Origin of the sequence: Dickeya sp. NCPPB 3274 (assembly GCF_000406205.1) — a bacterium.
GTDB classification, from domain to species: Bacteria; Pseudomonadota; Gammaproteobacteria; order Enterobacterales; family Enterobacteriaceae; genus Dickeya; species Dickeya fangzhongdai.
In genome coordinates, this window is record NZ_CM001979.1 from 4,683,746 (window position 1) to 4,701,511 (window position 17,766).

The 17,766-nt window shown below is 58.8% G+C and carries 18 protein-coding genes; 4 read left to right on the forward strand and 14 right to left on the reverse strand.

The window, feature by feature from the left end; all coding sequences use genetic code 11:
* Positions 1 to 472 precede the first annotated feature (472 nt).
* From hemG to pepQ, 4 genes are read right to left on the reverse strand one after another with little or no spacing between them, the layout of a single operon-like run.
* Positions 473 to 1,012: a menaquinone-dependent protoporphyrinogen IX dehydrogenase gene (hemG, locus tag DXX3274_RS20915; protein ID WP_038920530.1), complete on the reverse strand. Its 540-nt coding sequence runs from the start codon at positions 1,010 to 1,012 to the stop codon at positions 473 to 475.
* Between the two features lie 18 nt (positions 1,013 to 1,030).
* Entirely contained in the window at positions 1,031 to 2,482 is a 1,452-nt protein-coding gene (gene trkH / locus DXX3274_RS20920; RefSeq protein ID WP_042861491.1) for a Trk system potassium transporter TrkH, read from the reverse strand.
* 41 nt (positions 2,483 to 2,523) lie between these two features.
* Positions 2,524 to 3,138 (reverse strand): IMPACT family protein, encoded by a 615-nt coding sequence (locus tag DXX3274_RS20925; protein ID WP_042861492.1) that lies wholly within the window; start codon positions 3,136 to 3,138, stop codon positions 2,524 to 2,526.
* Entirely contained in the window at positions 3,138 to 4,469 is a 1,332-nt protein-coding gene (pepQ, locus tag DXX3274_RS20930; RefSeq protein WP_042862254.1) for a Xaa-Pro dipeptidase, read from the reverse strand. The genes DXX3274_RS20925 and pepQ overlap by 1 nt, the downstream gene beginning before the upstream one ends.
* Before the next feature lie 181 nt (positions 4,470 to 4,650).
* Between pepQ and fadB the strand changes: the two genes are divergently transcribed.
* On the forward strand, positions 4,651 to 6,840 hold the full coding sequence (gene fadB, locus DXX3274_RS20935; protein ID WP_042861493.1) for a fatty acid oxidation complex subunit alpha FadB: 2,190 nt from the start codon (positions 4,651 to 4,653) through the stop codon (positions 6,838 to 6,840).
* Positions 6,841 to 6,852: 12 nt separating this feature from the next.
* Positions 6,853 to 8,016 (forward strand): acetyl-CoA C-acyltransferase FadA, encoded by a 1,164-nt coding sequence (gene fadA, locus DXX3274_RS20940; protein ID WP_042861494.1) that lies wholly within the window; start codon positions 6,853 to 6,855, stop codon positions 8,014 to 8,016.
* Between the two features lie 46 nt (positions 8,017 to 8,062).
* Here the strand turns inward: fadA and DXX3274_RS20945 are convergent, their stop codons facing one another.
* From DXX3274_RS20945 to DXX3274_RS20955, 3 genes are read right to left on the reverse strand one after another with little or no spacing between them, the layout of a single operon-like run.
* On the reverse strand, positions 8,063 to 8,491 hold the full coding sequence (locus DXX3274_RS20945; RefSeq protein ID WP_042861495.1) for a DUF6691 family protein: 429 nt from the start codon (positions 8,489 to 8,491) through the stop codon (positions 8,063 to 8,065).
* A gap of 33 nt (positions 8,492 to 8,524) precedes the next feature.
* On the reverse strand, positions 8,525 to 8,953 hold the full coding sequence (locus DXX3274_RS20950; RefSeq protein ID WP_042861496.1) for a YeeE/YedE family protein: 429 nt from the start codon (positions 8,951 to 8,953) through the stop codon (positions 8,525 to 8,527).
* Between the two features lie 52 nt (positions 8,954 to 9,005).
* Positions 9,006 to 9,323: a metalloregulator ArsR/SmtB family transcription factor gene (locus tag DXX3274_RS20955; RefSeq protein WP_072093578.1), complete on the reverse strand. Its 318-nt coding sequence runs from the start codon at positions 9,321 to 9,323 to the stop codon at positions 9,006 to 9,008.
* Between the two features lie 139 nt (positions 9,324 to 9,462).
* Here DXX3274_RS20955 and DXX3274_RS20960 point away from each other — a divergent pair, with 139 nt between their 5' ends.
* On the forward strand, positions 9,463 to 11,136 hold the full coding sequence (locus DXX3274_RS20960; protein WP_042861498.1) for an FAD-dependent oxidoreductase: 1,674 nt from the start codon (positions 9,463 to 9,465) through the stop codon (positions 11,134 to 11,136).
* Positions 11,137 to 11,249: 113 nt separating this feature from the next.
* On the opposite strand, the gene fre is transcribed toward DXX3274_RS20960, so the two are convergent.
* Together fre and ubiD are read right to left on the reverse strand one after the other, a co-directional pair.
* On the reverse strand, positions 11,250 to 11,951 hold the full coding sequence (fre, locus tag DXX3274_RS20965) for an NAD(P)H-flavin reductase (protein ID WP_042861500.1): 702 nt from the start codon (positions 11,949 to 11,951) through the stop codon (positions 11,250 to 11,252).
* A 48-nt stretch (positions 11,952 to 11,999) separates the two neighbouring features.
* The gene (gene ubiD / locus DXX3274_RS20970) at positions 12,000 to 13,487 is read right to left on the reverse strand and encodes a 4-hydroxy-3-polyprenylbenzoate decarboxylase (RefSeq protein ID WP_042861501.1); all 1,488 of its coding nucleotides are present in this window, start codon (positions 13,485 to 13,487) and stop codon (positions 12,000 to 12,002) included.
* A gap of 211 nt (positions 13,488 to 13,698) precedes the next feature.
* On the opposite strand from ubiD, the gene rfaH reads away from it, so the two are divergent.
* On the forward strand, positions 13,699 to 14,187 hold the full coding sequence (rfaH, locus tag DXX3274_RS20975) for a transcription/translation regulatory transformer protein RfaH (protein ID WP_042861502.1): 489 nt from the start codon (positions 13,699 to 13,701) through the stop codon (positions 14,185 to 14,187).
* 31 nt (positions 14,188 to 14,218) lie between these two features.
* Here the strand turns inward: rfaH and hemB are convergent, their stop codons facing one another.
* The 5 genes from hemB to tatA form a co-directional block, all read right to left on the reverse strand.
* A complete protein-coding gene (gene hemB / locus DXX3274_RS20980; protein ID WP_038920538.1) occupies positions 14,219 to 15,241 on the reverse strand; it encodes a porphobilinogen synthase in 1,023 nt (340 codons plus the stop codon).
* Between the two features lie 2 nt (positions 15,242 to 15,243).
* A complete protein-coding gene (tatD, locus tag DXX3274_RS20985; protein ID WP_042861503.1) occupies positions 15,244 to 16,038 on the reverse strand; it encodes a 3'-5' ssDNA/RNA exonuclease TatD in 795 nt (264 codons plus the stop codon).
* A gap of 113 nt (positions 16,039 to 16,151) precedes the next feature.
* On the reverse strand, positions 16,152 to 16,922 hold the full coding sequence (gene tatC, locus DXX3274_RS20990) for a Sec-independent protein translocase subunit TatC (RefSeq protein WP_038663405.1): 771 nt from the start codon (positions 16,920 to 16,922) through the stop codon (positions 16,152 to 16,154).
* A 3-nt stretch (positions 16,923 to 16,925) separates the two neighbouring features.
* A complete protein-coding gene (gene tatB, locus DXX3274_RS20995) occupies positions 16,926 to 17,498 on the reverse strand; it encodes a Sec-independent protein translocase protein TatB (protein ID WP_042861504.1) in 573 nt (190 codons plus the stop codon).
* Positions 17,499 to 17,501: 3 nt separating this feature from the next.
* Positions 17,502 to 17,756, reverse strand: a complete 255-nt coding sequence (tatA, locus tag DXX3274_RS21000; protein WP_013319898.1) for a Sec-independent protein translocase subunit TatA — start codon at positions 17,754 to 17,756, stop codon at positions 17,502 to 17,504.
* Positions 17,757 to 17,766 lie beyond the last annotated feature (10 nt).

Here is a 17,766-nt window from a genome sequence, read left to right on the forward strand (position 1 = left end):
TCGCCGGCGGGAAGCAAGCTTCCCCCGCTGCCGCTCGACTTGCATGTGTTAGGCCTGCCGCCAGCGTTCAATCTGAGCCATGATCAAACTCTTCAATTTAAAGTTTGATGTGTTTTCCGAAGAAAACGGTGCTCAAAGAATTTACTGTTAGTTCGTATGAATTAACTGTTGTCACTCTTCAAGACTTTTCACAAATATTTTAGTGAAGCGTCCTGCGAGTGCCCACACAGATTGTCTGATTGATTGTTAAAGAGCAGGACCACTTACCGTGGTCGCGGGTCGCATATATTATGCTTTCCCGAAAAGAAGTCAAGCGATATGCGCCTGATTTCTTACTGAAACCGCTTCGGCTTGTTGCCGTTGCCGTGTCAGTGGAGGCGCATTATAGGGACTTCTCAGTCGCTGACAAGCACTAATTTCAAAAAAGTTTCCGAATGTCTCTTTTTTCGCCACAGCACGGCGGCAAGCCGCATTACACCGCCTTTTTCTGGGCAAGCTGACCAAACGACTGGGCGAAACGCGCCACCTGTTCCCAGTCGGTATACTCAATTTCTTTGGTGCTGTCGGTTTCGCCACCGGTCATACGCATAATGAACTGAATCATGACACGGTCGAACCAGCGGTAGCGCGGGTAACGCAGCGCACCGGCGAAGACCGCGCCTAAATCCGGCTGCCAGGGAGAACGCAGCAGAAATTTACGGGTATACGCGTTGGTTTGCAGCGAACGCTTTTCCGGCTTGCGGGCGGTCAGGTTGACAGAAAAGAAGGCGCTGGGTTTTTGTTGCAACAAGGCAAGATGCTGGCGGATGAATTTTTCCACCGCCGGATGAAAATGCCCGTAGCGCACTGACGCACCGATCATGATTTTGTCGTACTTGTCGAGGTCAACCTCATGAGCGTTCAGAATATTGACGACATCACATTCCAACGTTCCCTTGAGGTTATTGGCGATGTAAGACGCTATCGCACGCGTTTGACCATCCCGACTGGAAAACAATATCAATGCTTTCATAGCACCTTCCCTTATCCGTCATTCCCGCCAAAAAGTGGGAGTAAATAGCACCAGCATGGTGAACACTTCCAGACGCCCAAACAGCATGGTAACAATCAGAATCCATTTGGCGGCGTCATTCATGGAGGTGAAATTGTCAGCCACCGTCCCAAGCCCCGGTCCGAGATTGTTCAGCGTAGCGGCCACCGCTGCAAAAGCAGAGAAGTTGTCGACCCCTGTCGCAATCACGGCCAGCATGCTGACGATAAACACCAACGCATAAGCCGAGAAAAATCCCCACACCGCTTCCAGTATCCGCTCCGGTAAAGCGCGCTGACCGAGCTTAATGGTATAGACCGCATTCGGATGAACCAATCGCTTCAGTTCGCGAGAACCCTGTAAGAACAGTAACAGGATGCGAATCACTTTCAGGCCGCCGCCGGTTGAACCGGCGCAACCGCCAATAAACGCGGAACACAGCAGCAATACCGGCAAAAACAACGGCCAGGAGGCAATGCTGTCGGTGGTGAACCCCGCGGTAGTCGCCATGGATACCACCTGAAAGAACGCCTGATTCAGGGTCTCCATACCACTCTTGTACACACCGTGCCCCCACAAAACGAGGGTGCAAATCACAACCAGCGACATCTGAACGACAATGAACATCCGGAATTCGGGGTCACGCCAGTACACCCGTAGGCTGCGTCCGCTCAGTACCGCAAAGTGCAAACCAAAATTACAGCCGGAAATCAGCAGAAATACCGCGATAATGGTGTTGATGGCGGGACTATTGAAATAACCGATGCTGGCGTCGTGAGTCGAGAACCCGCCGATGGCGATGGTGGAAAAACTGTGGCTGATGGCATCGAACACCGACATACCCGCCAGCCATAGCGAGAGCGCGCAGAGCACGGTCAGCAACACATAGATTAACCACAGGGTTTTGGCGGTTTCCGCGATACGGGGCCGCATTTTATGGTCCTTCAGCGGCCCCGGCATTTCAGCGCGATAAAGCTGCATCCCCCCGACGCCCAGAATCGGCAGAATAGCCACCGCCAGCACGATGATTCCCATACCGCCCATCCATTGCAGCATCTGCCGGTAGAACAGGATGGCTTTCGGCAGCGAATCCAGCCCGACTAACGTGGTCGCGCCGGTTGTGGTCAGACCGGAAAAGGACTCGAAAAACGCATCCGTCACCGACAGGTTGGGACGCTCGACAAACAGAAACGGCAGGGCCCCGACGCTGCCCAGCACCGTCCAGAACAGCACCACGATCAGAAACCCTTCGCGGGCCTTCAGTTCATGCCGGTGTTTACGGTTGGGTAGCCACAGCAATAGCCCCATAACCAGCGCCACGATGAACGTCTGGATAAATGCCCGACCGGCGCCATCACGGTAGATCAACGCCACCATGCCGGGAATGAACATGGTGCCGGAAAACAGGATGACCAGCAGTCCGACAATGCGGGTTATGGCACGCAAGTGCATCAGGGAGCCTTCCTTAAATGGTTCAAGATTACGCGCTGGGATTATTGTGAAATTGGCTGCAAATGCAACGCGCCGCGGCTAATATCGCGCAGCCGCCGCGTCGCGTCTTCTACGGCCGTTACCGGAAACGCCAGTTGGAGCGAGACTTCGCTGGCGTACTCCGTCGAGACGACTTGCCCTTGCAGCGCCATCACCACGGTTTCAACCTGGGGCAACAGGGCATAGTCGCACTGTAATCGATACATCCGTTGCATTACTTTCTGCTGCAGCGGCAGTTGTTTCAGCGCCTGCTGCACGCCGCCGCCGTAAGCTTTGACCAGCCCGCCGGTACCGAGCCTGACGCCGCCATAATAACGCACCACCACCGCCACCACCTCGCCGATGCCGCTACCCATCAGTTGCGCCAGCATCGGTTTGCCTGCGGTTCCCGACGGTTCGCCGTCATCGGAAAAACCGAGCTGTTGCGAATCGTCCGGCGCGCCCGCGACATAGGCCCAGCAATGGTGAGCCGCCGAGGGATGTTGTTCGCGGATCTGCTGAATCACGCCTCGGGCCGTATCCACGCCGCTGGCCGGGCCAAGCAGCGTGATAAAACGGCTCTTTTTAATCTCTTCGTGAACGCTGACAGACGCAGCAGGAACCGGATATGACTGCATCAGGCCAGATCAAGCGCACGGGTCAGGTTTTCAATGCGTTTGTCGTGCACCACGATATTGTCTTCAATACGAATACCGCCGAACGGGCGCAACTCATCCAGCTTCTGCCAGTTGAAGTGCTGGCGCAGTTCGCCCTGGCGCCAGGGTTCGAGCAGAGAATCGATAAAGTAGATGCCCGGTTCGATAGTCAGCACCATGCGCGGCTCCAGAATCCGGGTACAACGCAGGTAAGGATGTGCGGATGGCGCGGCTAGCGTCGTACCGGTGTCGTCCTGCATGAACCCGCCGACGTCATGCACCTGCAAGCCGAGCGGATGACCCAGACCGTGCGGCAGGAAAGGCGAGGTAACGCCCTGCTCCACCATCGCTTCTTCGCTCAGTCCGGTCACCAACTGATGACGTTTAAGCAGCACCGCCACCCGGTGATGCATCTGCAAATGGTAATCGGTATAACGCACGCCGGCCTTTAGGGTATCGATCAACGCCAGTTGCTCGCGGTTCAGATCGTTTACCAGCGCGGCATACTCGTTGTCGTCCTGCGCGGCATAGGTGCGGGTAATATCCGCCGCATAGCCGTTATATTCCGCGCCGGCATCCAGCAGGAAGCTACGCATTTCCGCCGGCACCCTGTGTTCAAGCTGGGTGTAATGCAGTACCGCCGCATGTTCGTTGAGGGCGACGATATTGCCGTAAGGCACATCGGTATCGCGGTGGCCGGTGGCGGTCAGGTACGCCAGATTGATATCGAACTCGCTCATGCCGGACTGGAACGCTTCATAAGCGGCGCGGTGACCAACCACCGCCGTTTTCTGCGCTTCGCGCATGCAAGCCAGTTCGTAATCCGTTTTGTAGGCGCGGTGGTAATGCAGATAATCCAGCACGCCTTTCGGGTTGATGTGTTCCGGCGCAACGCCCAGATTCAGCGCGCGCTGCGGTGCGGAACCGATATAGGCGACCCGCTGGCGCTGAACCGGCAACTGCTGGCCGATATCATCGGCTTTGCGCAGCACCTGAACATCCAGCGATTTGGTCCAGAAACTGTCCGGCACCGGCGCCACGTTATGCCAGTAATCAACGGGGGAGTAGAACCACAGCTTCGGCGTAGTGACCCCATCCACCCACAGCCAGCAGTTCGGCACCTGCGTCACCGGCAGCCAGGCCTTGAACTGCGGATTGACCTTGAACGGATAGGCATGATCGTCCAGAAACGCCATCATCAACTCACCGGAGTGGATCAATAAGGCATCCAGATTATGCCGCGCCAGAACCGCCTGCGTGCGTTGCTGCAGGGTCGCCACATGTTGATGATACAAAGAAGTCAGCGTTTCCATCACAATCCCCATTGATAACAGCCTGTTTCCCAGTGTAACACAGCGCCCCGGTGACGGCAGCGTTGCTCGCCCTGTGATCCTCCCGGCAAATCCCTCACGTGTTGTTTGCATTTCATTAACATCAAACCCACAATTTCCATCACCTGGTCGTACCAGATCACGGATAACAGTGGAGAACACCATGATCTATCAAGGCGACACGCTGTACCTCAACTGGCTGGAAGACGGCATTGCCGAACTGGTTTTTGCCGCGCCCGGCAGCGTCAACAAACTGGATACCCGCACCGTTGCCAGCCTTGGCGAGGCGCTAAATCACCTGAAACGCCAACCGTCGTTACGCGCCCTGCTGCTGCGCTCGGATAAAAGCGCCTTCATTGCCGGAGCGGACATCACCGAATTCCTGTCGCTGTTTGCCGCCCCGCCGGAAACGCTGCACCAGTGGCTGACCGAAGCCAACGCTATTTTCAGCCAACTGGAGGATTTGCCGGTCCCGACGCTATCCGCCATCAATGGCTATGCGCTGGGCGGGGGATGCGAATGCGCGCTGGCGACCGATTTCCGCATTGCGACGCCTGACGTCCGCATCGGGTTGCCGGAAGTCAAACTGGGGATCATGCCGGGATTTGGCGGCACAGTCCGGCTGCCGCGGCTGCTGGGCGCGGACGGCGCGCTGGAGATCATCACCGCCGGTAAAGATTTGCCTGCCGGCGAGGCCCTGAAAGTCGGGCTGGTTGATGCGGTGGCGGACAGCGACAAACTGCTGCCCGCCGCCGTGCATATGCTGCGCCTGGCGATGACGGACCGGCTCGACTGGCGTGACCGCCGCCGTCAGAAACAATCGCCGCTACGGCTTAACCGTATCGAAGCCACCATGAGTTTCGCTACCGCCAACGCGTTGGTGCAACAGGCGGCGGGCCGCCACTACCCCGCGCCGATGATGGCGCTCAAAACCATCGAAGCCGCCGCCGGACTCCACCGCGACGCGGCGCTGAAGGTCGAAACCGACAATTTCGTCGAGCTAACCCAAACGACGGCGGCGCATGCTCTGGTCGGCGTCTTCCTTAACGAGCAGTCCGTAAAAAGCGCCGCCAAAAAATGGGCCGGCGATGCCACGCCGCCGGCTCGTGTTGCCGTGCTCGGCGCCGGGATCATGGGCGGCGGCATCGCCTGCCAGTCGGCACGCAAAGGGGTGCCGGTGTGGATGAAAGACATCAGTGAAAAAGCGCTGACGCTGGGGATGGAAGAAGCAGCCAAATTGCTCAACGCACAGCTGGAACGCGGCAAACTGGACGCCATGACCATGGCGGGGGTGCTGGCCCGCATCCACCCGACGCTGAACAACAACGGGCTTGAACAGGCAGATCTGATCATCGAAGCGGTGGTGGAAAACCCGCAGGTCAAAGCCAGGGTGCTGGCTGATGTGGAAGCCTGCGTCAGTGAGCAAACGCTGATCGTCTCCAATACCTCGACGATTCCCATCGGACAATTAGCCGCCTCGTTGCAGCGGCCGCAAAACTTCTGCGGTATGCACTTTTTCAATCCGGTGCATCGCATGCCGCTGGTTGAAGTGATTCGCGGTCCCCAAACCGATGAGAAAACGCTGGCCCGCGTGGTGGCCTACGCCAGCAAGATCGGCAAAACGCCGATCGTGGTGAACGATTGCCCGGGATTTTTCGTCAACCGCGTGCTGTTTCCCTACATCGCCGCCTTCAACCTGTTGATGCGCGACGGTGCGGATTTCCGCGACGTGGACGCCGTGATGGAAAAACAGTTCGGCTGGCCGATGGGGCCGGCTTATCTGCTCGATGTGGTCGGATTGGATACCGCTCACCACGCTCAGGCGGTCATGTCGGCAGGCTTTCCGCAACGCATGGCAAAAACCTATCGCGACGCAGTCGATGTGCTGGTGGAGCATCAGCGTTTCGGCCAGAAGAGCGGCGCGGGTTTCTACCGTTACTACCCGGACGCCAAAGGCAAACCGCGCCGGGAACAGGACGAGCAGACCGATATCTTGCTGGATGCGGTCTGCGAGCCGAAGCGCACCTTCAGCGCGCAGGAGATTATCCATCGCCTGATGGTACCGATGCTCAACGAAGTCGCGCGTTGTCTGGAAGAAGGCATCGTCGCCACCCCGGCGGAAGCCGACATGGCGCTGCTTTACGGTCTGGGCTTCCCGCCGTTCCACGGCGGCGCTTGCCGTTATCTGGATACGCTGGGCAGCCAACGCTATGTGGAAATCGCCCAGTCGCTGGCGTCGTTGGGGCCGCTTTACGCCATACCGGACAGCCTGTTGCAGATGGCGCAGCGCCAGCAGCGTTATTACCCGGCGGTTAAACCTCACGCCGATCTTTCTCTTCACCAACCGGCATAAGGACGCACGACGATGGAAAACGCAGTGATTGTTGATGCGGTGCGCACCCCGATGGGACGCTCCAAAGGCGGCGCGTTTCGCCAGGTGCGGGCGGAAACCCTGTCCGCTCACCTGATGCGCAGTCTGTTGAGCCGCAACCCGGCGCTGGAAGCAGACCAGATTGACGATATCTACTGGGGTTGCGTGCAACAGACGCTGGAACAAGGCTTCAACGTGGCGCGCAACGCGGCGCTGCTGGCCGAAATCCCCCATTCGGTGCCCGCCGTGACCGTCAACCGCCTGTGCGGCTCGTCCATGCAGGCGCTGCACGACGCGGCGCGCGCCATCATGGTGGGTGACGCCGCGGTTTGTCTGGTCGGCGGCGTTGAGCACATGGGGCATGTGCCGATGACCCACGGCGTCGATTTTCACCCCGGACTCGGCAAGAGCATCGCTAAAGCGGCGGCGATGATGGGGCTGACGACGGAACTGCTGGCGCGCCAGCACCACATCAGCCGAGAGATGCAGGACGCTTTCGCCGCCCGTTCGCACCAGCGCGCCTGGGCCGCCACCCAGTCCGGCGCCTTTCGCCGCGAAATTATCCCCACAACCGGTCATAACGCCGATGGCGCGCTGCAACCGTTTGACTACGACGAGGTGGTCAGGGCGGAAACCAGCGTCGATACGTTGGCGGCGCTGCGACCGGCGTTTGATCCGGTCAATGGCACCGTCACCGCCGGCAGTTCATCGGCGCTGTCGGACGGCGCGGCAGCGCTGCTGGTGATGAGCGAGTCCCGCGCTCTGGCGCTGGGGCTGACGCCTCGGGTACGCATCCGCGCCATGGCGGTAGTCGGGTGCGATCCGTCAGTGATGGGATACGGCCCGGTGCCCGCCACCCAAAAAGCGTTGCAACGGGCGGGGCTTTCGCTGAGCGATATCGGTCTGTTTGAACTGAATGAGGCTTTCGCCGCCCAGACGCTGCCCTGCATCAAGGCGCTGGGGCTGATGGACAGCCTGGACGATAAGGTCAACCTGAACGGCGGCGCCATCGCGCTCGGTCATCCGCTGGGATGTTCCGGCGCGCGTATCACCGCTACGCTTACCAATCTGATGGAACAGCGAAATGTGGAATTCGGCGTGGCAACCATGTGCATCGGTTTGGGTCAGGGCATCGCCACCGTACTTGAGCGGGTCTAACGCCGCTTCCGCCGATACATTTTAGTGGTATCGGCGGACGCCAGTATCAGGGAACAGTCGCCCGTTTACGGGCGACAAACCACTCATACAGCCCCATGCCTGCGAGCATGGAAGCAAAGAACACCCAGCCTTTCACGGTGCCATACGACAGCAACACCAGGGCCGGGCCGGGGCAAATACCGGCCATTCCCCAGCCGATGCCGAACAGCAGGCTGCCCGCCACCAGCGGTTTATCGACCGCTTTTTTTAGCGGCAGGGAGAACGACGCCACGCACAGCGGCTTTGACATCCGGCCGACAACGCGAAAACCCATCAACCCGACTATCAACGCGCCACCCATCACCAGCGCCAGCGAAGGGTCCCACTGCCGGGTAATATCCAGAAAATCCAGCACTTTCTGCGGGTTCGCCATCCCACTGATCAGTAGCCCGAGGCCGAAAACCAACCCGGCCAGAAAAGAAAACAGGTTATTCATTTCCGCTCCTTAACGTGCGTCATCGCGCTATGCTCAACGGAACGCGCCCAGCGCCCAGACGGTGACGAACGCCGCGCCCATAAAGGTCAGCGTCGCTACCAGCGAGCGCAGCGACAAACGGGACAAGCCGCACACGCCATGCCCGCTGGTACAGCCCGACCCGTAACGGGTACCGAATCCCACCAACAGGCCCGACGCCACCAGCCAGGGCATCGGCGTGGCTATCGCGCTTTCCGGCAGCGGCGCCGCCAGTCGATAGAGCCAGGGCGCGGCGAGCATCCCCAGCACAAACGCCAGCCGCCATCCCTTATCCTGCCATGTTCGCCCCAACAGGCCGCCGAGAATGCCGCTGATGCCGGCGATACGCCCGCAGAACAGCGCCAGCATCACCACCGCCGCGCCAATCACCATACCGCCCGTCAGACTCATCAACGGGGTGAATGCCTGTATATCAATCGTCATGATCGGCTCCTTCAGCGGCCGGTTTCAGAAATACGACTATTTGGGACAATACCTATTTGGGACAATACAGCGTATACAGCGTACTGAGCAGCGTCAGGATGCGTGGGTCCTCAATACGGTAGAAAATCTGTTTGCCCTCGCGGCGCGTCGCCACCAGTTTTAAGCGCCGCATTACGGCAAGCTGCTGCGACAGCGTCGGCTGGTGAATGCCCAGCGCCTGTTCCAACTGCCCGACCGACGCCTCGCCCTGGCTCAAAAAGCACATCAGCATCAGTCGGTCGTCATTCGCCAGCGCCCGCAGTACATCCGCCGCGCCATGTGCGGCCTCGCGCATCATCTGTTGCGTGATTTCCGGGTCTGTCGCCGCCATAAAGCCACCTTTTCCTGCTTGCAAAATATAATATACAATTTTATATAATATATTATTGTATATCGTAGTCAAGCCAACCACGGGACCCCCGACATCACCGCCGGGACTCTCCCGCCCTTACGTTTTGAGGAGAGCGTTCATGACCAGAATCATTATTGTCGGTGGTGTGGCAGGCGGCGCGTCGGCCGCCGTCAGAGCCCGGCGGCTGTCGGAATCGGCAGACATCATCATGCTGGAGCGCGGCCCTTACGTGTCATTCGCCAATTGCGGGCTGCCGTATCATATCGGCGGCGATATTCCCAACCGTTCAGCTCTGGTGCTGAAAACCCCGGCGGACTTCGCCGACCGCTTCAATATTGACGTGCGGGTGCGGCACGAGGTGTTGAGCATCGATCCTGCCGCCCGCACTCTGCAAGTCGCCAATCTGGCGGATAACCGGGTCTACACCGAACACTACGACAAGCTGTTGTTGAGTCCGGGCGCCAGCCCGATAGTGCCGCCGTTGCCGGGCATCGACCTGCCCGGCGTATTTACCCTGCGCACCATCCCGGACATGGACCGGATTCTGGCCCATCTGCAACAACACGATATCCGGCAGGTCACGGTCGCCGGCGGCGGTTTCATTGGGCTGGAAGTCGCCGAAGCGCTGGTGAATCGCGGCCTGTCGGTGACGCTGCTGGAGCGCGATTCGCAGGTGATGGCGCCGGTCGATCCGGAAATGGCGGCGCCGCTGCACCAGTTGATACGGCAGCATGGCGTCGAACTGCTGCTGAATGCGGGACTACGCGCCATCGCGCCATGCAGTAATCACGCGCCAGGCGGCAACCACGAACTGGCGCTGACGCTGGCTGACGGCCAGCAACGGGTCACCGGTATGCTGCTGATGGCGATCGGCGTCAAACCCGAAACGCAGCTGGCGCAGGCAGCCGGACTGTGTCTGGGCGTACGCGGCGGTATTCAGGTCAATCAGCGGATGCAAACCTCGAATGAACATATCTACGCGGTCGGCGATGCGGTGGAAACCCCGGACTGGGTGAGTGCCGCACCGGCGCCGTTCCCGCTGGCCGGTCCTGCCAATCGTCAAGGACGCATCGCCGCTGACAACATGCTGGGCCGGGAACACCATTACACCCGCACTCAGGGCACCGCCATCTGCAAGGTATTCGACCACACCGTCGGATGCGTCGGCATGAACGAAAAAGCACTGCAACGTTCGGGAACCCGTTACCAGAAGGTGTATGTCCACGCGGCGGATCACGCCAGTTATTACCCCGGCGCCAGCATCATCTCACTGAAGCTGCTGTTCGCCCCCGATACCGGGGCGATTCTCGGCGCGCAGGCGGTAGGGAAAGCCGGCGTCGACAAACGCATCGACGTGATTGCCGTCGCTCAGCGAGCCGGGTTGACGGTGCGGGATCTGGAGGATCTTGAGCTGACTTATGCACCGCCGTTCAACAGCGCCCGGGATGTGGTCAATCAGGCAGGAATGCAGGCCGGCAACGTGCTTCAGGGCGATACGGCCATTTGCCATCCTGAAGCTATCATCAACCTCGACCCGGCAACCCAATGCCTGCTGGACATCCGCAGCGCACAAGAGCTGCGCCTTCATGGCGAATACCCGAATGCGCTGCACATTCCGCTGGATACGCTGCGCCAGCGTTTACAAGAACTGCCCGCCGACAAAGAAATTCTGATTGGCTGTCAGTCCGGCCTGCGCGGTCATGTGGCCTACCGTCTGCTGATTCAGCGGGGCTTTCGCGCCCGCAATCTGTCCGGCGGTTTTATAACCTATCGGGCATCCGTAGCGCAGTAGGCAAGCTGGAGAGTTGTAGCGGTTGAAAAGCGGCGGCAGTTGAAAAATCGCAGACAGTGAAAACAGTGCGGCCGGGCATCAATCCCGGCCGCGACAGAACAACGCAGAAATGATCAGATGAAAGAAAAAGCGTCGCTATACATGTGCGCAAGCTGCGCGCCACGTTCGTTGCAGAAACGCTCGCGGGCGATTTTCGCCATCTCGAAACGGCCCGCAATATAAATATCGTGCGCCGCCAGCGAACCGAAATCCTGCAGCACCGCGCTCAGCACCGTGCCGGAGCGGCCATGCCACTGTTCATCCGGCTGCTCGACCACCGGGATCACGTTCAGATTGGAATGCGCCTGCGCCAGCGACTGCAGTTCCCCCAGATCGTACAGGTGGCTCAGTTCGCGCCCGCCCCAATACACGGAGACCGGACGCGTAGGCTGGTTTGCCAGCACCGTCAACAGAATGGAACGCACGTAGGAAAACCCAGTGCCGCCGGCAATCAGGATCAGCGGCCGTTCACTGTCTTCACGCAGCCAGGCCTCGCCGTGGGGGATGTCCACCACCAGCGACTTTTCTTTCAGAATGCGATCCATCACCGCCATCGCATACAGATTCATCTCGGAGGCCCCGATATGCAGTTCGATAGACCCTTGTTCAATCGGCGTGGAGGCCACGGAGAACGGGCGCTTGTCGCGCTCGTCCATCACCACCATCAGATATTGCCCGGCACGGAAGGAAAAAGGCGCCGATGGCAATAAGCGCACCCGGTAAACCGTATCGGTGATGGCTTCCACCGACGTTACTGTACAGCTCAACGTTGTCATGCGATCCCTCTGTAGGGTCAAACAAAACGGGGAACAGGATAAGCGCCGTCAGCGCGGCTTATCGCTGTCATTCAATATGGCTAACTCGTCCCACATGGCATCCACACGGGCGACAACCGATGGGTCCTTGGTAATCGGGTGACCCCATTCTCGCTGCGTCTCGCCCGGCCACTTGTTGGTGGCATCCAGCCCCATTTTGGAGCCGAGCCCGGAAACCGGCGAGGCAAAATCCAGATAATCGATCGGCGTATTTTCCACCAGCACCGTATCGCGCGCCGGATCCATACGCGTGGTGATCGCCCAAATCACATCTTTCCAGTCGCGGGCATTAATATCATCATCGCAAACGATAACGAATTTGGTATACATGAACTGGCGTAAAAAGGACCAGACGCCCATCATCACCCGTTTGGCATGCCCGGCATACTGTTTTTTCATAGTAACCACCGCCAGGCGGTAAGAACAGCCTTCCGGCGGCAGATAAAAGTCGACGATTTCCGGAAACTGCTTTTGCAGCAGCGGCACGAATACCTCGTTCAGCGCCACGCCAAGCACCGCCGGCTCATCAGGCGGCCGTCCGGTATAGGTGGAATGGTAAATCGCATCGCGCCGCTGGGTGATATGGGTGACGGTAAAGACCGGGAAATGATCGACTTCATTGTAATAACCGGTGTGATCGCCATAAGGGCCTTCCGGCGCCATTTCATCCGGGTCTATATACCCTTCCAGCACGATTTCGGCGCTGGCCGGCACTTCCAGATCGCTGGACAGGCATTTCACTACTTCGGTCTTGTGACCACGCAGCAATCCGGCGAAGGCATATTCGGACAAGGTATCCGGCACCGGCGTCACCGCGCCCAGAATCGTGGCGGGGTCGGCGCCCAGCGCCACCGCCACCGGGAAACGCTCGCCGGGATGCTGCTGGCGCCATTCCTGAAAATCCAGCGCGCCGCCCCGATGCGACAACCAGCGCATAATCAGCTTGTTGCGGCCGATTAACTGCTGGCGGTAAATACCCAGATTCTGGCGCTCCTTGAACGGTCCGCGCGTCACCGTCAATCCCCAGGTGACCAGCGGCGCGGCATCGCCCGGCCAGCAGTGCATAATCGGAATCCGCCCCAGATCCACCTCGTCGCCTTCCCACACCTGTTCCTGGCAAGGCGCACTCGACAGCCGCTTGGTCGGCATGTTGAGCACCTGACGGAATTTAGGCAGCTTGTCTACCAGATCGCGGAAACCGCGTGGCGGCTCCGGCTCTTTCAAAAACGCCAGCAAGCGGCCAACATCACGCAACGCGCTGACCTCTTCCTGACCCATGCCCAGCGCCACACGCTTGGGCGTGCCGAACAGGTTGCACAGCACAGGCATACCGTAACCTTTGGGATTTTCAAACAGCAGGGCCGGGCCTCCGGCACGCAAAGTGCGATCGGCGATTTCGGTCATTTCCAGATAGGGGTCAATCGGCTGGTGGATACGTTTGAGCTCGCCTCTCGCTTCGAGTTGAGCGAGAAATTCACGTAAGTCACGGTATTTCATGCTGAATCATCAGAAAGGTCAGTGGTGGGGCTATTATAGAGACTCTTGGTCATGCTGTCGCTTCCCGACCGCGCTATTTCTGGCGGCGGCTAGCTTGTACCTGCGGCCAACGCCACGCGCGATTACACGTTTCTGCCGGAAATTTTTATCCCGCAAGGCGTAACGCTTTTGTTATCCTCTCCCGCTGTGAGAGCCACAGAAAAGTGAAATTATGCGAGCCTGGTACCTACTTTATTGCAAGCGCGGCCAACTGTTACGGGCAAAAGAACACCTGGAACGTCAGGAAGTGGTCTGCCTGAGCCCGATGATCGCGCTGGAGAAAATCGTACGAGGGAAACGAACCGAGGTCAGCGAGCCGCTGTTCCCCAATTATCTGTTCGTCGAGTTCGACCCGGAGCACATACACACCACCACCATCAGCTCAACGCGCGGCGTGAGTCATTTTGTCCGTTTCGGCAACCTGCCGGCCCTGGTGCCTCAACAGGTGGTTGACGATTTGCAGCAGCATCCGTGCTCTACGCATATCGACCCGGAAACGCCGCAACCCGGCGACGAGGTGACCATTACCGAAGGGGTGTTCAGCGGCCTGCAGGCCATCTACACCGAACCGGATGGCGAAGCGCGCTCCATGCTGCTGCTCAATCTGCTGAACAAGCAGGTGCGGCAAAGCATCGACAACCGCCAGTTCCGAAAAGCGTAAACCGCCAGGGCGCAGCCCTGACGGTTTATCATCAACGACGCAACGCCTCGTCCCGCAGCCATTCGGCCACGCGTTTGGCGAAATAGGTCAGCACCCCATCCGCACCGGCGCGTTTGAAGCACAGCAACGACTCCATCACCAGCGGCTGTTCCTGCAGCCAACCATTCTGGATCGCCGCCATCTGCATCGCGTATTCGCCGGACACCTGATAGGCGAAAGTCGGTACGCCAAAGGTGTCTTTCACGCGGCGCACCACGTCCAGATACGGCATCCCCGGTTTCACCATCACCATGTCGGCCCCTTCCTGCAGATCCTGCGCGATCTCCTGCAGCGCCTCATTGGTGTTGGCTGGATCCATCTGATAGGTTTTCTTGTTGCCGCCTTTCAGGTTGCCCGATGAACCGAGCGCATCGCGGAACGGACCGTAGTAACAGGATGCGTACTTGGCTGAGTAAGCCATGATTTGAGTGTTCACCAGCCCTTGATCTTCCAGCCGATCGCGGATAGCGCCGATACGTCCGTCCATCATATCGCTGGGCGCGACGATCTCCGCGCCGGCTTCAGCGTGGGACAATGCCTGGCGCACCAGAATCTCTTTGGTGATGTCATTGACCACATAACCGTCTTCATCGATCACGCCGTCCTGACCGTGTGTGGTGTAAGGGTCCAGCGCGACATCCGTCAGCAGCCCCAGCTCCGGCACCGCGTCTTTCAACGCACGCACGGTACGCTGCACCAGCCCGTCCGGGTTGTAGGCTTCTTCGGCCAGCAACGATTTTTTGTCCGCTTCAATCACCGGGAACAGCGACAACACCGGGATGCCCAATTTAGCGATGATTTCCGCTTCCCTGACCAGCTCATCGATCGTCAGACGATACACGCCCGGCATAGAGGGCACTTCCTGACGTCCCTGTTTGCCTTCCATGACAAACACCGGGTAGATGAGGTCGTTAACCGTAACCTGATGTTCCGCCACCAGACGGCGGCTGAAATCATGACGGCGCAGGCGACGCATGCGCCGTCCGGGAAACGTACCGGGAAAAGCATGACTCATAATTATTCTCCTTTCTGGCCCGGCCGGAAAACCCGGCGAGCGTTTTCATCCACGTTTCTGCCAAGCCATTCGGCATCCTGCCCGCGCCAGGCCGCGACCTGACGGACAATATGCGGCAGAAAACAGGGTTCGTTACGGCGGGATGCAGGTTTAGGATGTAAATCCCGGGGTAACAGGTAGGGCGCGTCGGTTTCCAGCAGCAACCGATCGTCCGGAATACGGGGCAACAGCGCGCGCAACGCCAGCCCACGACGCTCATCGCACACCCAGCCGGTAATACCGATCATCAACCCGGCGCGCAAACTGTCGTCCAGCTCATCGCCGGAACCGGTGAAACAGTGCAGTACCGCGGCCGGCAGCTTATCGAGCCACGGCGTCAACAGCGCCATAAAACGCGCATGCGCGTCGCGGCAGTGCAGAAAGACCGGCATCGCGCGTTCAGCGGCAATCGCCAACTGTGCGCTGAATGCCTGCTCCTGCTCCTGTGGAGTGGAAAAGTTACGGTTGAAATCCAACCCGCACTCGCCAATCGCCAGCACCGGCTCACTTCCTGCCAGTTGATGAATCAGCCCGGCGGTATCGTCATTCCAGCCGCTGGCGTCATGCGGATGAACCCCGGCGGTCGACCAACAGTAATCGGGATATTGCGCGGCAAGCAGACATGCCTGCTCGCTCTCTTCGGCGCTGGTCCCCGTCAGCAATAGACCGGTCACGCCAGCCTGACGAGCGCGCGCCACAACCTGTTCCCGATCTGACCGAAATTGCGAACTGGTCAGGTTAACGCCAATGTCGAACATGCACAGATATCCAAAAATCCATCATGGTTATCCCTCGGGATAACCCCAAAAAACAACACCTCCCGAAAGAGGTGTTGCAGTAAGAAGACCGCCGGTTCACGGCGAGACGCCACTCAGGAAGAGGGCGCAGACTCGTCCGCGTCTTCTTCTTCGTCTGTCCGGCGCCGTTTACCGACGTAGAACCGGGCGAAAAACACCCCGATTTCAAACAGTAAATACATCGGAATCGCCAGCAGAGTCTGGGAGAACACATCCGGCGGCGTCAGCAACATGCCAACCACAAACGCGCCCACCAGAACGTAGGGCCGCTTCTGTTTCAGGCTCTCCGGCGTCACCACCCCGCTCCAGCACAGCAGCACGATCGCCACCGGCACTTCGAACGACACGCCGAACGCCATGAACAACGCCATAACGAAATCGAGGTAGTTGTTGATATCGGTGGCGATCAGCACCCCTTTCGGCGCGGTCTGAGCAAAGAAGCTGAACGCCAGCGGGAAGACGACGAAATAGGCGAACGCCATCCCCATGTAGAACAACAGGCTGCTGGACACCAGCAACGGCATCATCAGCCGCCGCTCATGTTTGTACAACGCCGGGGCCACAAACGCCCAGATCTGATATAGCACCAGCGGCGCGGACAAAAAGACCGACACGATCAGCGTCAGCTTGATCGGGGTAAAAAACGGCGAAGCCACGTCGGTCGCAATCATGCTGGCGCCGGCCGGCAACTGCTTGATCAGCGGCGCGGAAACAATCTGATAGATGTCATTAGCGAAATAGACCAGTGCCAGAAACACCACCAGCACGCTGATAATACTATTCAACAACCGCTTACGCAGTTCGATCAGATGGCTGATCAGCGGTTGGGTTTGATCAACAGCCATAGGTTAACGATCACCAGAAGGTTGGGAGGAAGACGCTGACGTCGCCTGTTCAGATTTGGTCTTGCTTTCAGCATGGCTGGCGGACGCCGCATCTGCAGGCACCGACGCTATCGACGGCACGACCGTCATTGCATCGCCGCGCATGACCGGTTCCGCAACGGGAGTCGAGGTAACCGCTGGCGCCGGTCCGACATTGCGCTCGGCTTCCAGCACGCCATCATGAGCTGCTTCCGGATCGGCAAGCGGCACGTGTTCCGGCAGTTCGCTCCCTTCAGGTTTGATGCTGACCGGGCGCTTCATCGCTTCGGCAGCCTCTTTCAGTTCATCCATCGACGCTTTGAGCTCCGGCGACAAATTCTGCAACTGGCTGGCCTGTTCCACTTTCTTCAGGCTTTCCTGCAATTCCTGCAGTTTCATCTCCTGCGCCAGTTCATTCTGCACCGTCGATGCCAGCGAGCGCAGCGCGCGAATCCATCCCGCCACGGTTCTTACCGCTACCGGCAGACGTTCAGGCCCCAGCACTACCAGACCGATCACCATCACCAGCAGCAGTTCACTAAACCCGATATCAAACACCGATTACACCTGCTCTTTATGCTGGCTTTTCTCTTCCTGACTGGCCTGCGGCTTCTGCTCCGAAATGGATTTGGTCGCAAAGTCAGCGTCCTGTTGTTTGTCGTCGTTGGCAGCGGGCTGATCGTCGCTCATCGCTTTCTTGAAGCCCTTAATTGACGCACCCAGGTCGGAGCCCAGGGTTCTCAGCTTGTTGGTTCCGAACAGCAGTACCACGATTACCGCGATAACCAACAGATTCCAGATACTAATACCGCCCATACTGTGTTTA

Coding starts and splice junctions, on each gene's coding strand:
- hemG (WP_038920530.1), bottom strand. CDS start 1,012: ATGAAAGCATTGATATTGTTTTCCAGTCGGGATGGTCAAACGCGTGCG.
- trkH (WP_042861491.1), bottom strand. CDS start 2,482: ATGCACTTGCGTGCCATAACCCGCATTGTCGGACTGCTGGTCATCCTG.
- DXX3274_RS20925 (WP_042861492.1), bottom strand. CDS start 3,138: ATGCAGTCATATCCGGTTCCTGCTGCGTCTGTCAGCGTTCACGAAGAG.
- pepQ (WP_042862254.1), bottom strand. CDS start 4,469: ATGGAAACGCTGACTTCTTTGTATCATCAACATGTGGCGACCCTGCAG.
- fadB (WP_042861493.1), top strand. CDS start 4,651: ATGATCTATCAAGGCGACACGCTGTACCTCAACTGGCTGGAAGACGGC.
- fadA (WP_042861494.1), top strand. CDS start 6,853: ATGGAAAACGCAGTGATTGTTGATGCGGTGCGCACCCCGATGGGACGC.
- DXX3274_RS20945 (WP_042861495.1), bottom strand. CDS start 8,491: ATGAATAACCTGTTTTCTTTTCTGGCCGGGTTGGTTTTCGGCCTCGGG.
- DXX3274_RS20950 (WP_042861496.1), bottom strand. CDS start 8,953: ATGACGATTGATATACAGGCATTCACCCCGTTGATGAGTCTGACGGGC.
- DXX3274_RS20955 (WP_072093578.1), bottom strand. CDS start 9,323: ATGGCGGCGACAGACCCGGAAATCACGCAACAGATGATGCGCGAGGCC.
- DXX3274_RS20960 (WP_042861498.1), top strand. CDS start 9,463: ATGACCAGAATCATTATTGTCGGTGGTGTGGCAGGCGGCGCGTCGGCC.
- fre (WP_042861500.1), bottom strand. CDS start 11,951: ATGACAACGTTGAGCTGTACAGTAACGTCGGTGGAAGCCATCACCGAT.
- ubiD (WP_042861501.1), bottom strand. CDS start 13,487: ATGAAATACCGTGACTTACGTGAATTTCTCGCTCAACTCGAAGCGAGA.
- rfaH (WP_042861502.1), top strand. CDS start 13,699: ATGCGAGCCTGGTACCTACTTTATTGCAAGCGCGGCCAACTGTTACGG.
- hemB (WP_038920538.1), bottom strand. CDS start 15,241: ATGAGTCATGCTTTTCCCGGTACGTTTCCCGGACGGCGCATGCGTCGC.
- tatD (WP_042861503.1), bottom strand. CDS start 16,038: ATGTTCGACATTGGCGTTAACCTGACCAGTTCGCAATTTCGGTCAGAT.
- tatC (WP_038663405.1), bottom strand. CDS start 16,922: ATGGCTGTTGATCAAACCCAACCGCTGATCAGCCATCTGATCGAACTG.
- tatA (WP_013319898.1), bottom strand. CDS start 17,756: ATGGGCGGTATTAGTATCTGGAATCTGTTGGTTATCGCGGTAATCGTG.